At 72.2% G+C, this 20,228-nt stretch carries 13 protein-coding genes and 1 tRNA gene; 7 read left to right on the forward strand and 7 right to left on the reverse strand.

Annotated elements, in window-relative coordinates; genetic code table 11:
• The first annotated feature begins 82 nt into the window (after positions 1–82).
• On the forward strand, positions 83–1,672 hold the full coding sequence (locus tag ACWGIG_RS02810; RefSeq protein WP_453319686.1) for a DEAD/DEAH box helicase: 1,590 nt from the start codon (positions 83–85) through the stop codon (positions 1,670–1,672).
• A gap of 99 nt (positions 1,673–1,771) precedes the next feature.
• On the opposite strand, the gene ACWGIG_RS02815 is transcribed toward ACWGIG_RS02810, so the two are convergent.
• The 3 genes from ACWGIG_RS02815 to ACWGIG_RS02825 all read right to left on the reverse strand — a co-directional run bounded on the left by ACWGIG_RS02815 (position 1,772) and on the right by ACWGIG_RS02825 (position 5,882).
• Positions 1,772–1,844 (reverse strand) — tRNA-Arg (locus ACWGIG_RS02815).
• Between the two features lie 31 nt (positions 1,845–1,875).
• Positions 1,876–4,767, reverse strand: a complete 2,892-nt coding sequence (locus ACWGIG_RS02820; protein WP_453319687.1) for a stealth conserved region 3 domain-containing protein — start codon at positions 4,765–4,767, stop codon at positions 1,876–1,878.
• A complete protein-coding gene (locus ACWGIG_RS02825) occupies positions 4,767–5,882 on the reverse strand; it encodes a hypothetical protein (RefSeq protein ID WP_453319688.1) in 1,116 nt (371 codons plus the stop codon). The genes ACWGIG_RS02820 and ACWGIG_RS02825 overlap by 1 nt, the downstream gene beginning before the upstream one ends.
• Before the next feature lie 289 nt (positions 5,883–6,171).
• On the opposite strand from ACWGIG_RS02825, the gene ACWGIG_RS02830 reads away from it, so the two are divergent.
• Positions 6,172–8,133, forward strand: coding sequence for a stealth family protein (locus ACWGIG_RS02830; protein WP_453319689.1), 1,962 nt, complete (start codon positions 6,172–6,174; stop codon positions 8,131–8,133).
• Between the two features lie 86 nt (positions 8,134–8,219).
• The gene (locus ACWGIG_RS02835; RefSeq protein WP_453319690.1) at positions 8,220–10,274 is read left to right on the forward strand and encodes a PIG-L family deacetylase; all 2,055 of its coding nucleotides are present in this window, start codon (positions 8,220–8,222) and stop codon (positions 10,272–10,274) included.
• A 70-nt stretch (positions 10,275–10,344) separates the two neighbouring features.
• Here ACWGIG_RS02835 and ACWGIG_RS02840 read toward each other — a convergent pair whose 3' ends face one another.
• Positions 10,345–11,772 carry a M6 family metalloprotease domain-containing protein gene (locus tag ACWGIG_RS02840; protein ID WP_453319691.1) on the reverse strand — a complete coding sequence of 476 codons (1,428 nt, stop codon included), beginning with the start codon at positions 11,770–11,772 and terminating at the stop codon, positions 10,345–10,347.
• Between the two features lie 294 nt (positions 11,773–12,066).
• Between ACWGIG_RS02840 and ACWGIG_RS02845 the strand changes: the two genes are divergently transcribed.
• Positions 12,067–12,738, forward strand: a complete 672-nt coding sequence (locus tag ACWGIG_RS02845; RefSeq protein ID WP_453319692.1) for a TetR/AcrR family transcriptional regulator — start codon at positions 12,067–12,069, stop codon at positions 12,736–12,738.
• A 129-nt stretch (positions 12,739–12,867) separates the two neighbouring features.
• The gene (locus ACWGIG_RS02850; protein WP_453319693.1) at positions 12,868–14,403 is read left to right on the forward strand and encodes an MFS transporter; all 1,536 of its coding nucleotides are present in this window, start codon (positions 12,868–12,870) and stop codon (positions 14,401–14,403) included.
• A gap of 46 nt (positions 14,404–14,449) precedes the next feature.
• Here the strand turns inward: ACWGIG_RS02850 and ACWGIG_RS02855 are convergent, their stop codons facing one another.
• Complete coding sequence (locus ACWGIG_RS02855; protein ID WP_453319694.1) at positions 14,450–14,983, reverse strand: MarR family winged helix-turn-helix transcriptional regulator; 534 nt, start codon at positions 14,981–14,983, stop codon at positions 14,450–14,452.
• Positions 14,984–15,027: 44 nt separating this feature from the next.
• On the opposite strand from ACWGIG_RS02855, the gene ACWGIG_RS02860 reads away from it, so the two are divergent.
• The gene (locus tag ACWGIG_RS02860; protein WP_453319695.1) at positions 15,028–15,810 is read left to right on the forward strand and encodes a DODA-type extradiol aromatic ring-opening family dioxygenase; all 783 of its coding nucleotides are present in this window, start codon (positions 15,028–15,030) and stop codon (positions 15,808–15,810) included.
• A gap of 29 nt (positions 15,811–15,839) precedes the next feature.
• Here the strand turns inward: ACWGIG_RS02860 and ACWGIG_RS02865 are convergent, their stop codons facing one another.
• Complete coding sequence (locus ACWGIG_RS02865) at positions 15,840–16,865, reverse strand: questin oxidase family protein (RefSeq protein WP_453319696.1); 1,026 nt, start codon at positions 16,863–16,865, stop codon at positions 15,840–15,842.
• A gap of 618 nt (positions 16,866–17,483) precedes the next feature.
• Here ACWGIG_RS02865 and ACWGIG_RS02870 point away from each other — a divergent pair.
• A complete protein-coding gene (locus ACWGIG_RS02870) occupies positions 17,484–18,479 on the forward strand; it encodes a sigma-70 family RNA polymerase sigma factor (RefSeq protein ID WP_453319697.1) in 996 nt (331 codons plus the stop codon).
• A gap of 718 nt (positions 18,480–19,197) precedes the next feature.
• On the opposite strand, the gene ACWGIG_RS02875 is transcribed toward ACWGIG_RS02870, so the two are convergent.
• On the reverse strand, positions 19,198–20,187 hold the full coding sequence (locus tag ACWGIG_RS02875) for a helix-turn-helix transcriptional regulator (protein WP_453319698.1): 990 nt from the start codon (positions 20,185–20,187) through the stop codon (positions 19,198–19,200).
• Between the last annotated feature and the right edge of the window lie 41 nt (positions 20,188–20,228).

Genomic DNA, 20,228 nt, shown 5'->3' on the forward strand with positions numbered 1-20,228 from the left:
ATATTCGGCTCGTTCTTGAAATGCGGCCCCATTGCGGGTGCCGGGATTTCCTCGATACGCGCCGGTATCGAGAGGACTCCCCGTGAGTACGAACTATGCCCGCTTCGGCGGAAATCGTGACACCAGTGCCGGAAAGAAATCCGGCGGCGGATCCGGGAACGGCAGCCGCAGCGGCAGCCGCACCAATGCCGGCAGCGGCAACCGGACCGGCAACAGCAGCGGCAACCGCGCCGGCGGCAGCAACAACAGCGGTGGCCGCTCCCGCCGCCCCGTGTCGCTGAAGGGCGAGTTCGCCCTCCCGGTCACGGTCACCGAGGCCCTTCCCCCGGTCACGTCCTTCGCAGAGCTGGACATGCCGGACAGCGTGCAGGGTGCACTGGTCGCGGAGGGCGTCACCGAGCCCTTCCCGATCCAGGCCGCGACCCTCCCCAACGCGCTCGCCGGGCGCGACGTCCTCGGCCGGGGCCGTACGGGCTCCGGCAAGACCCTCGCCTTCGGCCTGGCACTGCTCACCCGCACAGCCGCCTACGGCCGGCGGGCGCAGCCCAAGCTGCCGCTCGCGCTCGTCCTCGTACCGACGCGTGAACTCGCGCAGCAGGTCACGGACGCACTCACCCCGTACGCCAAGGTCCTGAACCTCAGCATCGCCACCGTCGTCGGCGGCATGTCGATCGGCCGGCAGTCCTCCGCGCTGCGGCGCGGGTCCGATGTCGTCGTCGCCACCCCCGGCCGCCTCAAGGACCTGATCGAGCGCCGCGACTGCCGACTCGACCAGGTCAGGATCACGGTCCTCGACGAGGCCGACCAGATGGGCGACATGGGCTTCATGCCCGACGTCACCGAACTGCTCCAGCAGGTCAGGGAGGACGGCCAGACGATGCTGTTCTCCGCGACCCTCGACCGCAATGTCGACAAGCTGGTGCGGGGCTTCCTTTCCGACCCGGTCGTCCACTCCGTCGACCCCTCGGCGGGTGCCGTCACGACGATGGAGCACCACGTCCTGGAGGTGCACGGCGCGGACAAGCACGCCACGACGATCGAGATCGCGGCCCGCGACGGCCGCGTCCTGATGTTCCTGGACACCAAGCACGCCGTGGACCGGCTCACCAAGGACCTCCAGGAGGCGGGCGTCCGCGCGGCGGCCCTGCACGGCGGCAAGTCGCAGCCCCTGCGTACGCGCACGCTCGACCGCTTCAAGAACGGCGAGATCAACGTCCTCGTCGCCACGAACGTCGCCGCCCGCGGCATCCACATCGACAACCTCGACCTCGTCGTGAACGTCGACCCGCCCACCGACCCCAAGGACTACCTGCACCGCGGCGGCCGTACCGCCAGGGCGGGAGAGTCCGGCCGGGTCGTCACCCTGGTCACACCCGGCCAGCGGCGCGACATGCACCGGCTGATGCGCGAGGCGGGCATCCAGCCGCAGACGGCGGCCGTGCGTTCCGGCGACGCCGAGCTGAGCCGCATCACCGGCGCCCAGGCCCCGTCCGGCGTACCGGTCCGCCCGGCCGTCGAGCGGGCCCGCTCCGGCGCCGCCACGGCCTCCACCGACCAGGACCGAGGCCGCCCGGCCCGCTCACGCCGCTCCCCGGTGCCGTCACGCGGACGCCGCGAGTCCGCGGAAATGGCCGCCGCCCGAAAGGCGGCAGCGGTGCGCCGGGCCTCCTGAGCCCCCGTCACCGCCCGGGCCCACATCCCCACCCGGCCCCCACCCCCACACGCAGAACAGGCCCCACCCCGGCGAGGGGGTGGGGCCTGTTGCGTTCTGTGCCCCCGGCAGGATTCGAACCTGCGACACCAGCTTTAGGAGAGCTGTGCTCTATCCCCTGAGCTACGGAGGCGACACTGCCCCTGGGGGCAGCTCAGGACAGGTTAGCCGATGGAGGAGGCGGTTCGCTCGAAGGGGGAGGGGACCGGGAAGTAGGCGCCGAGGAAGGCGCGCAGGACGCGGTCCTGTTCGTCGGCGGGGACCTCGGCCGCTGCGGATTCGCCGATGCAGAACACGGTGTGGCTGCGGGCGGCGAGCAGGCGGCTGAGGCGGGTGTGGTGGGCGTAGTCGCCCGCGTTGATGAAGGAGCAGGAGAGGGAGGCGGGGGCGGAGCGGCCGGTGAGGTAGCCGTAGTGGTGGTGGAGGGAGGAGGCGACCGAGAGGTCGGTGTGGGCGCGGAAGCGGTTGGCGGCGGTGGTGGCGATCTCGGTGGGGAACTTCTCGGCGAGTTCGGCCAGCACGCTGCGGCGCAGGGGGTGCGGGGCGTGCAGGAAGCCGTGGGTGGCGGTGCGGCCGAAGGCTTCCTGGAGGAGGGTGCGGTTGTTCTTCGCGGCGGCGAAGTAGCCCTCGTCGTCCGGGGAGAGGGGGGAGGGGGGTACGGCGGTGGGGGAGCGGAAGAAGTGGGCCTGGCCGTTGCTGTCGAAGAACGAGCGGGGGGTGACCGGGCGGCCCAGGAACACGTCGTCGTTGAAGTAGAGGAAGTGCTCCGAGAGGCCCTCGATGCGGTGCAGCTGGCTCTCGATGGCGTGGGAGTTGAAGGTGGGGAGGACCGAGGGGTCCGCGAAGATCTCGCGGTGCGGGACGACCTTCACGTTCGGGTGGGCGGTGTCGAGCCAGGCCGGGGTCTGGTCGTCGGTGACCAGGTAGACGTTGCGGACCCAGGGGGCGTACATGGCGAGGGAGCGCAGGGAGTAGCGGAGCTCGTCGCGGTTGCGGAAGCGGACGTCGCCGCTGTCGGCGTCGGCGTTGTCGGCGTCCGTGCTGTCGGTGTCCGCGATGCCGGTGTCGGCCGTGGCGGGGCGTGCGGCGTGGCGGGCCTCGTCGCGGCGTTCGCGCCACTTCGGGTCGCTGTCGTCGACCCAGGTGTAGACCACGTCGACGGGGAAGTCGACGTCCCACATCAGGTGCTCGGTGAAGGCGGGCACCGTCGGGTGGTCGCGCTCGCCCACGCGCAGCGTCGCCGTCGGCTCCAGGTCCGGCAGCCGGGGGCCGACCAGGGTGCTGCCGCGGGGGGCGCTGCGCCAGCCGGGGAGCTCTTCGTCCTCGGCGTTCAGGGTCCAGAACTCGATGGTGCAGCCGAAGGCGGGACCGTAGCGCAGGGTGCGGCTCTCGGTCACCACCGGCTTGAAGACGCGTACGCCCGCGACGTCGCCGACCCCGCGCAGCCGCTCCGCGAGTACCGCGCCGGGGGCCGCGCCGCGCGGGGTGACCAGCTCGGCGTAGACGGGCTTGCCGTGCAGGTCGGCGGCGAGGGCGGCGAGCGCCTCCGTGCGGCGCTCGACCTCGACGGCGACGCGGTGCGAGGTGCCGTTGTCGCGCAGGACGACGAACGGGACGCCGTGCGCGGTCAGCGCGTCGGCGGCGAGCTCCAGGTTCCAGTCGGCCATGCGCGGGGCGAGGATGTCGTCGCGCACCTCGGCGAGGCGGCCCGCCGAGCGGACCAGGGTACCGGAGCGGTCCTGCGCCTGGAGGAGGACCTCGCGGGCCTTCTGCTCGTCGGCGGAACCCGCGAGGACGCTGATGGGCGCCGCCACGTTGAAGCTGCGGCTGCCCCCGGCGGCGATGCGGCGGGCGGTGCGGTCGGCGCGCTCCGCGAGGCGGGCCGGGTCGTCGCGGCGGGCCACGAGGCGGCTGAAGAGCTCCTCCCAGCGGGCGGTGATCTGCTCCGCGCCGAAGCGCTCGTGGACGCCCTCGCGGGCGGCCTTTCCGTACGCCAGGCGCGTGTCGTCGTCGGCCATCAGCTTCGCCATGGCGACTGCCAGGGAGTCCTTGTCGCCGGCCGGTACCAGGAGGCCGTCGACGCCGTGGCGGACGATCTCGGCGGGTCCCGTCACGATGTCGTACGCGATGACGGGGACGCCCGCGGCGAAGACTTCGAGGAGTACGAGGGGGAACGCCTCGTTGCGCGAGGGCAGCATGGCGAGGCCGGCCTTGGCCCACTCCTGCTCCATGTCGGCGCTGCGGCCCAGGAGCTGGACCCGGTCGTGCAGGGCGAGGCCGTCGATCAGACGGCGCAGCCTGACCTCCTGCGGGCCGTCGCCGAAGATCCGCATCGTCCAGTCGGGGTGCTCGTGGGCGATCGAGGCGAACGCTTCGATGGCGTGGTCGAGCTGCTTCTCCGGGGTCATCCGGGCGGCCATGACGATCGACTTGTTGCCGAGGTCGGAGCGCGGACGGAAGCCGTCCGGAACCGCGTTCGGGATGGCGACCAGCTCGGGGGCCGAGGCGCCGAGGGAGTCGGCGAACCAGTCGTTGGTGCGCTCGGTCAGCGAGACCAGCGCGTCGAAGCGCGGTGCGCAGACCAGCAGCGGCTCGCCGCTGACGTCGCGCAGCTGGGAGGCGCGGTGCTCCTGGTGGACGGTGATCACCCGGGACGGCACCAGCTCGGCGGCGGCGGCCATCAGCGCGGGCGTGGTGGTGACCAGGACGTCGGTGTCGAGGGAGCCGAGCGCCGTCGACATCTCGATGTCCGTGAGCCGGTCGAAGGTCGACTCCCAGGAGGGCTTGATGATCTCGCTGGGGAGGGAGGCCAGGGTGCGGCAGGCCTTCTCGTCCAGACCGCTCTCGCGGACCGGGCGGCCGTAGGGGCCCGTACGGTCGACGAGGTAGCGCCGGGGTATGGCACGGCCGGCCGTGAAGAAGGGCTCCGGCCGGGTCTTGAGGACGCTGATGACCTCGACCTCGTGGCGCGGCGCGAGGTGTGCCGCCTGGGTGTAGGTGGCCATCTCCGTGCCACCCATCTCGTCGCCCCAGGTGAGCAGGAACGTGATCTTCATCAGGCGGTTTCCTCGGTGGTGATGGCCGTGGCGGCGGTCGTGGCCGTGGCGGCCCGGGGGGTGGTGCTCTGCGGGGCGGCGGTGCCGGCTGTGCCCGGGCTCTGCGGGGCGGCGGTGCCGACGGCGCCCGTGCCCTGCGGGGCGATCGGCGCGCAACTGACCGCGAGGTTTCCGGTGGCGTTGAGATGCGCGTGCACGCGCAGCAGCGCGCCTTCCTCGGTGGCTATCGTCCGGAAAGGCGTACGGAACACCTTCTTGGGGTGGCGTACGTCGGTCAGCCGACGGGCGATCCGGACGCGGGTCCGGCCGCGGCGCAGCTGGAGGTCCCACATCCGCTGGCTCTTCGTGCCGCGTGTCATCGCGTCCAGCGGTACGTCGAAGGTGAAGCGGTCGCCCTCCCAGAGCGGGACGACGGACACGGCCCGGCCCGACCCGCCGCGGCGCACCGCCTCGGCCGTGAACTCCGGGTACGGGGCCGAGGCGGCCAGCAGCCTGCCGTGCACCGTGATGCGGTCCCAGCGCAGGTCGAAGCTCAGTAGCTCGGCCTGTTCGCGCGGCCCGGTCACCTTGATCATGGCGTGGCCGTCGACGGAGCGGACGGGGCGGAAACCGGCGCCGCTGGTGGCGCTCTGCGGGTGCGGGAGGGTGGGTCCTTCGGCACCGCGGGAGGCCGGATCGGCCACCGAGTAGCGGCTCTCGTGGCCCGCGGCATCGGTCGTGACCACCGTCAACCGCCATACACCGTCGGTGAGTTGGGCGCCGGGCGCGGCCGGGTCGTCGTGCCGGGCGTGCCGCAGCGACGCGGTGCCGGTGAGGAGGAGGCCCTCGGGGTGGAGCTCCAGGTCGAGCGGGACGCTCTGGCTGCGGCCCCGGTGCTCCAGCAGGAGGCGGGCCCTGGCCGGCGGAGTGGCCGGGTGCGGGCACGGCAGTGCGAGGTTGAGGGTGCGGCCGGAGAGGACCGAGAGGTGGACCGGGCGCAGCACGGGGCGGGGCACCACGCGGGCGCCGATCGCCGGAACTGTGTTGATCCGCTCGACGCGGCGGCGGACGCGGCCGGCGGTGCGGCGGGCGCGCTTGGCGGCGGCCACGGCATGGGACAGCAGGGCATCACTCATGATGTTCGGTCATCTCTCCTCCTGGCCCCTTCACGACCTGCGGGGCCAGGGCATCGTGTCAAGGCCCCGTGGGCCCGGCAAATCTGAGGTTCTGTCCAACTTCCCCGGTCGGGCGCCCGACCGGAAGAGTGATTCAGATCACCTGCCTGTCATGGAGCGGGCACGCCGTGAACTCGCTCTCATCTTCGGGTGAACGCCTAATACCCAAATATGACTGGTGCGTTTCATTTGTAGAGTTTAGGTGAAGGGGGCGGCTGACTGCCCTCGGTGACCGAGTGGGGCGAGGGGCATGAAGCAGATCGAGGACACGAAGCCGGCGGAACCGGCCGGGCAGGGCGCGGGGGATGTTCCCGCTTCCGCGGCTGCTCCGGCTTCCGTTCCTGCTGCCGGCTCCGGCACCGTTCCCGCCGCGCCCGCGCCTGCGGCGACCGCCCCCGCCGTGGCCCCGCCGGTCGCTCCCGGGGTGGTCCCCGGCAGCACCGGCGGCGTCAACACCGAGGCGTCCCCGCTCGTGGCCGTCTACCGCAAGGTCGCCCCCAAGCGGCTGCGCCGCGCGATAGCCGGGCGGTACTCGCCCGAGATGCGCCGCGGCATCAAGAAGGCGGTCAGTGCGGCTGCCGTCGTGCAGGGCGTCCACCAGGTGCGCAACGCACGGCTCAGTGCCCAGCGCCGCCCGCTGATCGACGGTTCCGGCGGCGTGGTGCTCGCCTTCGACGGCCGGCCCCGCATCGCGTTCGTCGAGGAGCGGCTCTCGCCGCAGACCGCCCGCCGCGCCAATCTGGCCACCGTCACCGCCGCCCTGGAGGGCGCCGGGATCGACTACTTCTGCGTACGGGGCCAGGAGCGCGGCCAGGAGAAGAGCGGGGTGCCCGAGAACCGCGGAACCACCGTCGCCGTGGCCGCACGGGACCGGGCGCGGACGCTCGACGCCCTCCAGGAACTGTGCCGCACGCTGCCCGGCTACTTCGGGGCGCACGGTGAGGACGGGCGGCGCACCGTTCCCGCCTACCGGCCCGCCGGCTGGAAGCGGTACGCGGGCGCGAAGTCGCTGCACCTGTTCTGGTACCGCACCGAGGCGTCGCAGCGCCTCGTGCTGGGACCGGAGTTCGGCTGCGACATCGAGTTCTGGAAGCAGGACGGCGACCGGCTGACCGCTCCGCGCCGCAATGCCATCACCGAGTCCGTACCCGTGGACGGGGACTCCGTAGAGGTGCCCGTCGCCACGTTCGCGGCGCCCTTCGGGACGCGCGACGCCTCACCGGTGACGGTGCGGACGCGGCCGGAGTTCGGTGCGCTCACCCCGCACGACATCACCTTCCCCGTCGACGTCGTCTACACGTGGGTGGACGGCTCCGACCCGGCGTGGATCGAGCGGCGGGCGGGCGTCACCGGCAGCGCTTACCACGAGGAGGCGGCGAACGCCGCGCGCTACGCCAACCACGACGAGCTGCGCTACTCGCTGCGGTCGCTGGAGATGTACGCACCCTGGGTGCGCACCGTGTACCTGGTGACCGACGACCAGACCCCGGCCTGGCTGGACACCTCGCAGCCGGGCATCGAGGTCGTCTCCCACCGCGAGATGTTCTCCGACCCCTCGGTGCTGCCGACGTTCAACTCGCACGCCATCGAGAGCCAGCTGCACCGCATCGAGGGGCTCTCCGAGCACTTCCTGTACTTCAACGACGACGTCTTCCTGGGCGCCGAGGCGTCCCCGAGGGACTTCTTCTTCGCCAACGGGCTCACCAAGTTCTTCCCCTCGCCCGCACTGGTCCCGCTCGGCCCGCCCAGCGCGGACGACGTCCCCGTGTCCGTGGCGGGCAAGAACAACCGCGCCCTCATAGAGGAGCGCTTCGGCACCACCCCCGTCGGCAAGATGCGGCACGTCCCGCACGCCCTCAGCCGGTCCGTGCTGGCGGAGATCGAGGAGGAGTTCCCCGAGCAGCACCGGGCGACCGCCGCACAGCGCTTCCGCAGCAGCGAGGACATCGCCATCCCGTCCTCCCTCGCCCACTACTACGCCTTCCACACCCGGCGCGCGCTGCCCGACGACATCGAGTACGCCTACATCGACGTCTCGCTGCCGAACGCCGCCAACCGGCTCGACCGGCTGCTCCTCAGCCGTGACAAGAGCGTGTTCTGCCTCAACGACACGCTCTCCACCGAGGACGACTTCGACCGGAGCGCGGCACTGTTGCGCCCGTTCCTGCAGACGTACTTCCCGGTGCCCAGCCGGTACGAACTGCCGTCCTGACGCTGTCCCCACGGCGCCGGTCTCCCGGCGCCGCCCCTGTTCGGCGCTGCCCTTCCGGCACCGCCCTTCCCCGGAGGAATCCCGCCTTGCGTACCCCGCCCTCCCGGCGCGCCGTCGTCACCGGTCTCGTCGTGCTGACCGCGGCGGGGTGCAGCAGCACCACCATGGGCGCGGGGACCGTCCCCGTCCAGGCCGCCAAGCGCGGGACCGTGAGCGAGGCCGAGGACGGCTCGGGCGGCAGCCGGGTCATGCAGATCCTCGCCCACCCGGACGACGACCTGTACTTCATGAACCCCGAGGTGAACCAGACGATCGACGCCAACGACCAGCTCGTCAGCGTCTATCTGAACAGCGGCGAGAGCTTCGGCCGCAACAAGGTCCCCGGCGGACCGAAGCCCGTGCCCGACGTCCCCGGCTACGCGGGCGCCCGCCGCCAGGGGCTGCGCCAGGCGTACGGACTCATGGCGACCGGCGACGTGCGCGCGCCCTGGACCACACGGGCCGAGGAACTCCCCGACGGCAGCCTCATAGAGGTGAACGTCCTCGACGGCCACCCCGGTGTCCGGCTGGTGTTCCTCGGAGTGCGGCAGCACCTCGGTGCGGCGCACGCCGTCAAGCGCGGGCTGCTCGACCTGTGGACCGACCCCGCCATGGTCACCAGCACGCTGCCCAGCACGGGCTCCCCGGTCACCACCTCCCACCGGGTGACCCGGGCGAGCCTGACCGACGTCCTGGTCCACCTGCTCGACCAGTTCCGTCCCACGCTCGTACGCACCCTGGACCCCGACCCGGACATGCAGGTCCACGACGCCACGCACCGCCTCAGGCACGACCAGCGCGGGTACTCCGACCACCCCGACCACACGGCCGCGGCCCTGTTCGCCCACGCCGCGCTCGCCCGCTACCGGGGGCCGGGCAACGGCGCCCCGTACCTGGTCACCGCCTACCGCGGCTACTACAGCGAGCGCTGGCCCTCCAACCTGCCCCGGCGGCTGTTCCGTGCCAAGGGCGACGCCCTCAACGCCTACGGCGGCGCCCCGGACACCTGCGACTTCGCGGCGGGCTGCGGCGACTACGACGTCGGCAGCAACCGTTCGTACAAGACCCGCTGGCTGCGCACCACGACGCTGCGGTACCCGACCGCGGCCCCGCAGCTGCGCCAGGACGCGGCAGGGCGGCTGACCGCCTTCGCCGTGCTCGGCGGCCAGGCGGCCATGTGGCGGGAGTCCGCGCGGGGCAGCGGCGACTGGTCGCAGGCACGGCTGCTCGGCGGCGACGGACTGCTGCCCGGGCTGACCGCCACGCTCACCAAGGACGGCCGCTGGCAGCTGTACGCCGAGCGGATCGCCGCCCTGGGCGCGAAGGCCCGGGACAACCGGCGCGAGATCGTCACGGCCGAACAGACGCGCAGGGACGGCCCGTTCGGCGCATGGGTGTCGCTCGGCGCACCCGACCGCGCGCCCGACCGGGGGCGCCGGGTGGGCGGCCCCGTCGTGGCCCGCGCGGGGGACGGCACCACCTGGCTGTTCGTACGGGACTGGGCCAAGGGTGTCGCCTGCCGGCAGCGGCGCGCCGACGGACGCTGGACGCCCTGGCAGGACCTCGGTGGCGCCGACGTGCAGGAAGGTCTGAGCACTGTCACCGACAGCAAGGGGTGCGTCCACGTCTTCGGCAGCGGGCACGACAGCGTGCACCACTGGCGTCAGGACAAACCCGGCGGGCCCTTCACCTTTGTCCTGACAAACCTTCCGACACCGGGAGACCCGCCGACCGCACTGGCGCGCCCGGACGGATCGGTTCTGCTGGCGTACCGCGAGGCGAAGACGGCGACGCCGCTCGTGCACACCCTGCCGGCCGACGGGGGGCCGTGGCGGACCGAGCACACGGGCCTGGTCGCCCGCGGGTACGGCGCGCTCGCCCTGCACCCCCTGCGCGGCGGCGGGGTGCTCCTCGCCGCCCGCAACAACGACGGCAGCACCAGCCTCGCCACCCTCCTCACCCGGGCCACCCCGCGCTGGAGCACGGCGGCAGGAACGGCGGTCGCCGCGGTGTCCCTGGCGGCCGACGCCACCGGCCGCGTCGTGCTCGCCCGGCTGGGCCCCGACGCGACGCTGCGGACGGCGGTCGTCGGCGCCGGGTGACGGTGAGGGCCGTGGGACACGGGTGACGGGCGTCGCGAAGGCGCTTGTTGTTCGCGGGTGATGCAGACCCTTATTCGCGGGTGATGCGGACCCGGTGGTTCCCCGCGTCGTCCTGGTCCAGTACGTCGATGCGTACCCGGCGTGCCGTGTCCGTGAAGGACGTGCCGGGTGCGAACGGTGCGTCGGATAGCTCCAGGTGGACGTTGGGGCGGCGGGTGCAGCCGCCGCTGTCGCGTTCGCTGTCGGCGACGGTGATGGGGCCGTTGCCGGTGTCCACGTCCGCGTCGACCCGGTAGACGAGGACGCCGGGCTTGCAGACCGCGTCGTCGTTGCCGCCCCGGGTGCGGACCTCGACCGCGTACCCCGTCTTGTCCGACAGCGGCACGAAGGCGAGCTTCCGGTTGCCGGTCGGGGAGGACAGCGGGGCGAGGGTGAGTTCGGTGCTGCCGGGGGCGGAGGCGCAGGCGATCTGGCGGCTGTCGAGCCAGCCGAGCTTCCACTTGTGCCAGCCGAGCAGGTCGTTGTTGGCCCCCCAGTCCTCCGACATGATGTCCCAGTGGCCGACGGACGCGCCGCCGTCCGTGGTGTACAGGTCGGGCAGGCCGAAGACGTGGCCGTTCTCGTGGGGGAGTACGCGGAAACCGGTCTCGGCGTAGCTGCCGGAGCCGTCGTCCTGGCGGCTGTAGACGAACGAGGTGTTGGCCAGCGGGACGCCGTCGGCGACCGGGGCGTCGTGGTTGCCGGAGAACGTCACGGACAGGACCGTGTCCAGGGCGGAGGGGCCCGCGTTCGGGGTGACCAGGATGTTCACCAAGTCGTACGCGGAGAAGTCCACCTGGGGGTCGGCGGTGGCGACGATGTCCTGCACGAGCTGTTCGTATCCCGGTTCGAAGGGGGCGCCGCGCTCTATCCCGTACTCGGCGAAGGGGAGCGGCATCCGCAGCCAGCCGGTGACCGGCGCCTCGGGGACGTAGCGCAGCCGCCCGTAACTGCTGGTCTCGAACCAGGCGGCGGTCTGCGGGGCGAACTCCTGGAAGCGGTCGAGGGCACGGCCCCGGCCTGGGGCGTCCGAGAAGTCGATCATCAGGTTGAGGGCGCGGACCTCGCCGGTCGAGCGCGTGTAACCGGGCGGGGTGGGCATGCCCTCCGACATCTGTACGCCCCTGGCGCCCGCTATGCGGCAGGGCCTGACCGCCGCTTCGGCGGCTTCGGCCGAGCCGGGCGGACCGGCCGGTTCCGGCTGTGTGCGGACGAGGCCCGGGGTGTCGGCGGCGGCTCTGGCGCGGAGGGCTCCGGCGGGCCCGGGGGAGACGTGGCCGGAGTCCCCGAGGGGGGTGCTGGCCGAGGTCACGGCGGTGAGGGTGAGGGCCGCCACGGCAGCGAAGGTGAGGGTGCGGCGAGGGGCGCGGCGGCGGCCGTGGGCACCGGTGCGGTGAAGGCCGCCGGCGCCGGCGTGACGGGCGCCGGTTATGCCGGGGCGGGGGCGCGGCTGCTGCATGGGAATCGCCTTCCGCTCCATGCAGCCCTGCCCGTTCTGTCCCGGACAGTCCCGACTGCTCCTGTTTGCCCACCCTCCGGTGGGGCGCGCGGGGCCGCCCGCTGGGTGGGCCGATGGTGGAGCGGCTTGTGAGCCAGGTCACATGGGGTGGGGAAATAACCGGGGACCTGCTCCCCGTTTGCACTTGTGTCCGCACGAAGTGGGGAAGCTGTCCCCGTTTCAACGGTGAACGGCAGGCGGCAGGTAGCGGCCGGCGGTCAGCAGTCAGCAGGAACAGAGAGCAGAAGGAGAGTCGTGGTGGTCAGTGAAACCGGCACCCCCGTCGCACAGCGCCGCGTCCCGCGTCCGCGCGCCGACGCCCTGCGCAACCGGGAGCGGATCGTCGCTGCGGCGCGCGAGATGTTCGTCGAGCACGGGCCCGAGGTGCCGCTCGACGAGATCGCGCGACGCGCGGTCGTCGGGAACGCCACGCTCTACCGTCACTTCCCGGACCGCAAGGACCTGATCCACGAGGTCGTGCTGTCGGTGCTGTCCCGCACCGCCGAGCGCGCCGAGGCCGCGCTCCTGGCGGCTGCCGAGGAGGGCGGCGACCCCTTCGATGCCATGCGGAACTTCGTCCACGAGGCGGCCGACGAGCGGATCGGGGCGCTCTGTCCCATGCTTTCCGAGGGGTTCGACCAGAACCACGAGGACCTGCTCGCCGGGCGCAACCGCCTGGAAGCGGCTGTCGGGGACCTCATGGACCGGGCCAGGAAGGCCGGGCGCCTGCGCGCCGACGTCGCCGTCGGAGACCTCATGGTGGCGCTGTCCCAGCTCACCCGCCCGCTGCCGGGCAGCGGCTGTGTGAACTTCGACCAGTTCGTCCACCGTCATCTGCAGCTTTTCCTCGACGGGCTCGAAGCGCCCGCACGCTCCGTACTGCCGGGCAGCGCGGCAACCCTGGAGGACCTCCGCCGGCCCCGGTGACGGCCCGGCTGCGCCCCAGGCCTCGGTAACCCGCGCGGCCACACACCAGGAAACCCGCGCGGCCACACACCAGAAGTAGCGCGACTTACGTCCTTTTTGCACCTTCCGCACCCCTAGGTGGCTCCACCCATGCCAAAAACAGATCTCCTCCCGTCCCTGTCCCGTGAGTCCATACCCGACCCCAACCGCTGGAAGGCGCTCGTCTTCATCGCGCTCGCCCAGCTGATGGTGGTCCTGGACGCGACGATCGTGAACATCGCGCTCCCCTCCGCCCAGCTGGACCTCGGCATCTCCGACGCCAACCGGCAGTGGGTCATCACCGCCTACGCCCTCGCCTTCGGCGGACTGCTCCTCTTCGGCGGACGCCTCGCCGACCTGTGGGGCCGCAAGCGCACCTTCGTCGTCGGTCTGGTCGGCTTCGCCGCCGCCTCCGCACTCGGCGGCGCCGCGACGAGCGAGGCCATGATGCTCGGCTCGCGCGCCCTCCAGGGCCTCTTCGGCGCCCTGCTCGCGCCCGCCGCGCTCTCCCTCCTCGCGGTGACCTTCACCGACGTCAAGGAGCGCGCCAAGGCGTTCGGCATCTTCGGTGCCATCGCGGGCGGCGGCGGCGCGGTCGGCCTGATCCTGGGCGGCTTCCTCACCGAGTACCTGAACTGGCGCTGGACGTTCTTCGTCAACATCCCCTTCGCCGTGGTCGCCGCCCTGGGCGCGTACCTCTTCATCCGTGAGCCGGCCGGCGGACGCAACCGCTCGCCGCTCGACATCCCCGGCGTGGTCCTCTCCACCCTCGGTCTGGTGTCCCTCGTGTACGCCTTCACGCGCGCCGAGGGCGACGGCTGGCTGGCCGGGTCGACACTGGGCCTGTTCGCCGCCGCGGTGGTCCTGCTGGCGGCCTTCGTGGCCGTCGAGGCACGGGTGAAGCACCCGCTGCTGCCGCTGCGCGTCCTGCTGGAGCGCAACCGGGGCGGGGTCTACCTCTCGCTCGGCCTCGCCGTCATCTCGATGTTCGGGCTGTTCCTGTTCCTGACGTACTACCTGCAGATCGTGAAGGGCTACTCGCCCGTCATGACCGGCTTCGCCTTCCTGCCGATGATCGCGGGAATGATCACGGGCTCCACCCAGATCGGCGCCCGGCTGATGACCCGGGTGCCGCCCCGCCTCCTGATGGGCCCCGGCTTCCTGGCCGCCGCGCTCGGCATGCTGCTGCTCACCCAGCTGGAGATCGGGTCCTCGTACGCCGGTCTGATCCTGCCCGCGCAGCTGCTGCTCGGCCTCGGCATGGGTACGGCGTTCATGCCGGCCATGTCGCTCGCCACGCACGGCGTCGAGGCGCGGGACGCCGGAGTCGCGTCCGCCATGGTCAACACCTCGCAGCAGGTGGGCGGTGCGATCGGCACCGCCCTGCTGAACACCATCGCGGCGAGCGCCACCACCGCGTACGTCGCGGCGAACGCGGCCGGTGCGACCGACAAGCAACTGCTCCAGGCGCAGGCCATGGTGCACGGCTACGCCAGCGCCATCTGGTGGGCGGTCGGCATCCTGGTCGTCTCGGCGGCCATCGCGCTGACCCTGATCACCACCGGACGGCCGGACACCACCACGGTGGGCGCCGGTGACGGTGAGGGCGCCGAGGCCGAGGTGCGCATCCCCGTCGTCGCGCACTGATCCTCCGGCACTGCCAGCCCCCCCGGATCTGCCCTGGTTCCGCCGCTCAGCGGAGCCAGGGCAGATCCGCGCCCGTACCGGTCGGCTCAAGGCCGTCGGCGATGACGCCCATGATTTCGCCGAGCTGGCGCACCTGCTCCTCGCTGAGCCGGTCGAACATGGCTTTTCGTACGAGTGACACGTGTTCCGGCGCAGCCTCTTTGAGGACGGCGTAGCCCTCCTCCGTGAGGATCGCGTTCTGGCCGCGCTTGTCGGAAGGGCAGTCCTGGCGGCGCACCCAGCCGTTCCGCTCCAGCCGGGAGACGGCGTGCGAGAGCCGTGAGCGGGTGATCTTCGCGTGCTTCGCCAGCTCCGTCATCCGCATCCTGCGGTCCGGCGCCTGGGCGAGCTTCACGAGCAGCCCGTAGTACATGTGCGGCATCCCCGCGTCACGCTGGAGCTGGCGGTCCAGGGTGTCGTCGAGGAGGGTCGTGGCGTGGATGTACGCACGCCAGACGCGCTGCTCCTCCTTGCTGAGCCAGCGCGGCCCCGCCGCCGCTTCGTGGACGTCCGGGTGGACCGCGTTCTTCTCTGTGCTCATGCGTTCCACTGTAAAGCCCCTCATTGAAAGTTAAACTAACGTGCATGACGAACACCGCAGCGCGTATGCCCGCCCTCTATCTCAGCCACGGAGCGCCGCCGCTCGCAGATGATCCGGTCTGGCCGGGTGAACTCGCGGCCGTCTCCGCAGGACTGCCCCGGCCCACCGCGATCCTGGTCGTCTCCGCCCACTGGGAGGAGGCGCCGCTGGCCCTCGGGGCGACCGCGACCGTGCCCCTCGTCCACGACTTCTGGGGCTTCCCCGAGCACTATTACGCGGTGCGGTACGCCGCTCCCGGCGCCCCTGAACTGGGCGATTCCGTCCGGAAGCTGCTGCGCGGCGCCGGAATGCCCGTCCAGGACGTACCCGATCGCGGGCTCGACCACGGGGCGTACGTACCCCTGGTGGAGATGTTTCCCGACGCGGACATCCCCGTCCTCCAGATCTCGATGCCGACCCTCGACCCGCAGAAGCTGATGGACATCGGACGCAGGCTGGCGCCGCTGCGCGACGAGGGCGTGCTGATCATCGGCAGCGGATTCTTCACCCACAACCTGGCCGCCCTGCGGCACACGGGGCCCGGTGTGCCGCACTGGTCGGCGGAGTTCGACGACTGGGGGCGGCGGGCGCTGGCCGCCGCCGACGTGGACGCGCTGCTCGACTTCGAGCACAAGGCCCCGGCGGGCCGCCTCGCCCACCCGCGCACCGAGCACTTCGCCCCGCTGTTCGTGACGCTCGGAGCGGCCGAGGACGAACTGGCGGCCGGGCGCAGCGTCATCGACGGATTCTGGAGGGGGCTGGCGAAGCGCTCGCTGCAATTCGGCTGACCGCACCTTCGGTTCACGTGCCGCCGCCTCTATGAGGCGGCGGTCATCGGCTCGCTGATCCCGACGGCGTACAGCGCGGCGGAGAGCGCCTGCTCGTCGCCCACGTCGAGTGCGGTGTCGGCGAATTTGACCACGTGCTCGTCGCCGTGCGCGACGGCCCTCTCGAAGACCTCGTCGGGGGTGAGGCCGGCCGCCCGCGAGCGGTACGCCACGGCCTCGTCCGGTGCGTACATCGCGGTGACGGCGGCGGACGCCGTCCAGGCCGCGTGCAGGCTCGGCACCCACAGTGCCTGCGGCAGCGCGGGCAGGGTGCGCAGTACGGCGTTGGGCGCCGTCGACGCGTGCACCAGCATCGTTTCCTCGCCGTGCCCGTGCGTGGCGTACCGGTGGACGGCCGCCCGCACCAGCTCCGTCAGCTTCGCCCGCGCCTCTTGAGGCGACGCCGGGGCCGCCGCCCACACGGGCAGGTGGGTCACCCGCGAGAGCCGGTCGGGGAAGCTGCCGTTCCGTACGTCCAGAGGCGGTACGGAGTCCAGGGACGAGGCTGCGGTGGCCGCGCCAGGCAGCGGTGCGGCGTCCGGGGCGGGGTGGTGGCGGGCCGCCCAGTAGCCGAGGCCGTGGGCCAGTTCCGTCACCCGGGGCGCGCTCTCCCCGCCGTCCGCCAGCAGCGCGCGCACCGCGTGGCCGACCCGGATCACCGGGTGGGTGGAGCCGCCGTACATGCCGGGCAGCAGCCGGGGCCACCACTGGGCGAGCACGTCCCGCCAGGGGCGCCCGTCGAGGAGCCGCTCGAAGTACGCGATCCAGTCGGCGGCCCGGCGCGGATCGCCCAGTGCCTCGCGCCAGTTGGCGTCCGTCACGCGCGCGTGGGCGGCGGGGAATTCCTCCAGCTTGTCCGCGTACAGGTCCAGCCAGCGGTGCACGGCCCGGCCCTGTCCGTGGGCGGCCATGGCCTCGACGGCCATCGGTGCGTGGTTGGAGAGCCGCCCCAGCCGCTCGGGGCCGGTGGCGTGCAGGCGCGTCAGCGCTTCGTCGTACGTCCCGGTGATGTCCATGCGCCGGACAGTAGGCGCGGGGCCCGCGATGCGTAACGGGCCCGGGACCTAGGCCGCGGGGCGGAGCAGCCCTCGGACCTGCGGGTCCGGTGGCCCTCGGCCGTGGCGGCCGACTCGTCGCCCATCCGGGTCGCGCACCCCGGTCGTGCGTCGGTCGCACCCCGGTCACTCATCGGCCGCGCCTCGGTTGCGCCTCGGTTGTGCCTCCAGGAACCCGGGCAGTTCGGGCATCGCGAGCAACCATGGGGCGGCGGGGGCCGTCTTCAGAGGTGGGAGAGCAGCCGGGACGGGAGAGCGGTCACGGGCGACGCTCCCCGGGCGGAAAAGGGGCTGTGCCGAAGGTGATCGAGGTCTCACCGGTGAAGCGGTGGTAAGGACCGGCGAGACCCCGCGAATCGGCCTCGATACCGGCCTGACCTGCACTTCTGTGGTGATTTGGGGTTAGATTTCGCCCCGGCGGCCCGACAGGGTACTGCAAGATCACGAAATTGAGTGCGGGTGCGGGGAATTCTGGCCCGATTCCATCCGTTGGATCTTTTGGAAGCGGGGAACCCGAGAGGAGTCCCGGCAGCCACAGCCACACCACACGCGACCTACTCACGCAAGGGAGCACCAAGCATGGCAACCCGTGCCGTCGCCCGTCGGTCCTCGACCGGATCGACCCGGGCAAGCAGCGTTCGCGCCGTAGGCGGGGAGATCGCCGACCGCGACCTGGTCGGCATGTACCTCGACGAGATCGCACGGACGCCACTGCTCGACGCCGCCAAGGAGGTCGAGCTGTCCCAGATCATCGAGGCCGGTGTGTACGCACGCCAGATACTCGACGGTGAGACAGCCGACACCGAGGCCGCCGGTGCTTCCCGCGAAGAGCTCGAAGCGCTCTACGAAGCCGGTGAGCGGGCCAAGGACCTGTTCATCAGGTCCAACCTGCGCCTCGTCGTCGCCGTGGCGCGCCGCTACCCCCGCAGCGGTCTGCCGCTGCTGGACCTGATCCAGGAGGGGAACGCCGGCCTGGTGCGCGCGGTCGAGAAGTTCGACTACGCGAAGGGCTTCAAGTTCTCCACGTACGCGACCTGGTGGATCCGCCAGGCCATCACCCGCTCCATCGCCGACCAGTCGCGCACCATCCGCCTGCCCGTCCACCTGGTGGAGGAGCTGGGCCGGATCCGGCGGGTGCAGCGCGAGTTCAACCGGGAGAACGGCCGCGATCCCGAGCACGAGGAGATCGCCAAGGAGCTCGACACCAAGACCCAGCGCGTCAGCGACGTGCTGGACTGGGCCCGCGATCCGGTCTCGCTGAACATGCCGGTGGACGACGGCGGCGAGACCCAGTTCGGTGATCTTCTTGAGGACACCTCGGCAGTGTCGCCCGAGCAGTCGGTCCTGTCGATGCTCCGCAGCGAGGAGCTCGAAGACCTCATCGGCAAGCTCGACCAGCGCACGGCCTCGATCATCCGCATGCGGTACGGCATCGAGGACGGCCGGGAGCGCACCCTCACCGAGGTCGGCAAGCAGCACGGGCTGACCCGCGAGCGGATCCGCCAGATAGAGAAGCACGCACTGCTGGAGCTGAAGAAGATGGCCCACGACACGGGCTTCGACGCGGCAGCGTAAGCAGACGAGCCGCGCCAGGCCCGGGCGGGCACGAGGCAGTCGCGGTAGCGCAGGCCGGGCACGAGGTAGTCGCGGTAGCGCGGGCCGGGCACGAGGTAGTGCGGGCCGGCACGAGGCAGCGCGCGGTATTGCGCGGTAGCACAGGCCGGTGCGGCCGTACGGGCCAGCACCGGGGAAGTCGCGAGCCGGTAGGAGCCGGTACGGGCTCGTGCAGACCGGCAGCGGTCCAGGCGCGAGCCGATGGGTCAGTGCGGGTCGGCACCGGGCGAGTGCGGGCCGTGGGAGCCGGTACGGGCCGTGCAGGCCCGCGCCGCGCAGGTACGGGCTCGTGCGGGCCAGGCGCGAGCCGGTGGGCCAGTGCAGGCCGGCAGCGGGCCGGGTGCGAGCCGGTGGGCCGGTGCGGGTCGGCACCGGGCCAGGTGCGAGCCGGTACGGGCCCGTGCGGGCCGGAAGAACCGGTACGGGCCCGTGCAGACCGGCAGCGGGCCAGGCGCGAGCCTGTGGGCCGGTGCAGGTCGGCGCCGCGCCAAGGAGGAGCCGGTACGGGCCGGTGCCGGGCGAGGTACGGGCCGGCGCAGGGCCGGGCCGGCCGGTACGAGCCACTGCGAGACAGTGCGTAACAGTCCATGATGCGGCGGCATCCCACCACCCGGCCGCCGCGTCCTTCCCGGGACGAAGCCCCGGCGCATCTCCCCCCGAGCGCCGGGGCTCCCCACCGTCAAGCAGGCCCGGGTGCGGCGACCGCCCGCCCGATCCGTGCCCCCAGCGACTCCATGTAGTCCACCAGCTCCCGGGGTTCCTGCACCCCGAACTCGCAGTCCACCATGGCCAGTCGGAAGGCCGTCCACTCCACCGACGACCCCAGGTCCGCCTCCAGCCGACAGCTGTCGTCACCCGTCGAGACCGGCGTTCCCAGCGTGCCGTGCAGCCGCGCCGCCACGAATTCCGCAGGCGCCTCGAACGTCACCACCAGCCGGTACGGCTCCTCGCGGCGGCCCCCGCCCAGCGCGGTCAGCGACTGCCGGATGAACTCCGCCGCATTCCCCGTCGGCACCCCGCGCGGCACGAACCGCGCCCCCGTGGCGAAGGGTTCGCTGACCCGGTCCACCCGGAACGTACGCCAGTCCTCGCGGTCGATGTCGTACGCGACGAGGTACCACCGGCGCCCCGTGCTGACCAGCCGGTGCGGCTCGACCAGGCGCTTGGTCTCCGTACCGTCGCCGGAGCGGTAGCCGAACCGCAGCCGCTCGTGGCCGGTCGCCGCCCCCGCCATCACGGTCAGTGTCTGCGGATCGATGCTCGCGCCGTCTCCGCTGGTCAGCGGGATCGTCGCGGCCTGGAGGACCGAGACCTGGTGGCGCAGCCTGGACGGCAGCACCTGCTCCAGCTTGGCCAGGGCGCGCACCGACGCCTCCTCGATGCCCTCGACCGCGTGCCCGGCGCCGGCCCGCAGGCCGACCGCGATCGCCACCGCCTCCTCGTCGTCCAGCACGAGCGGCGGCAGTGCCTTGCCCGCGACCAGCCGGTAGCCGCCCTCGGCACCCATCGAGGCCTGTACCGGATAGCCCAGGTCACGGAGCCGGTCGATGTCCCTCCGTACGGTCCGGCGCGAAACGTCGAGCCGGGTCGCGAGTTCGCTGCCCGGCCATTCGCGGGGCGTCTGGAGCAGCGAGAGCAGTTGCAGCAGCCGTGCCGGTGTGTCCGTCATAACACCCAGGATGCGGGGGATGTGGGACACAGCGTGTCCTA

This window comes from Streptomyces sp. NPDC054863 (genome assembly GCF_053610825.1).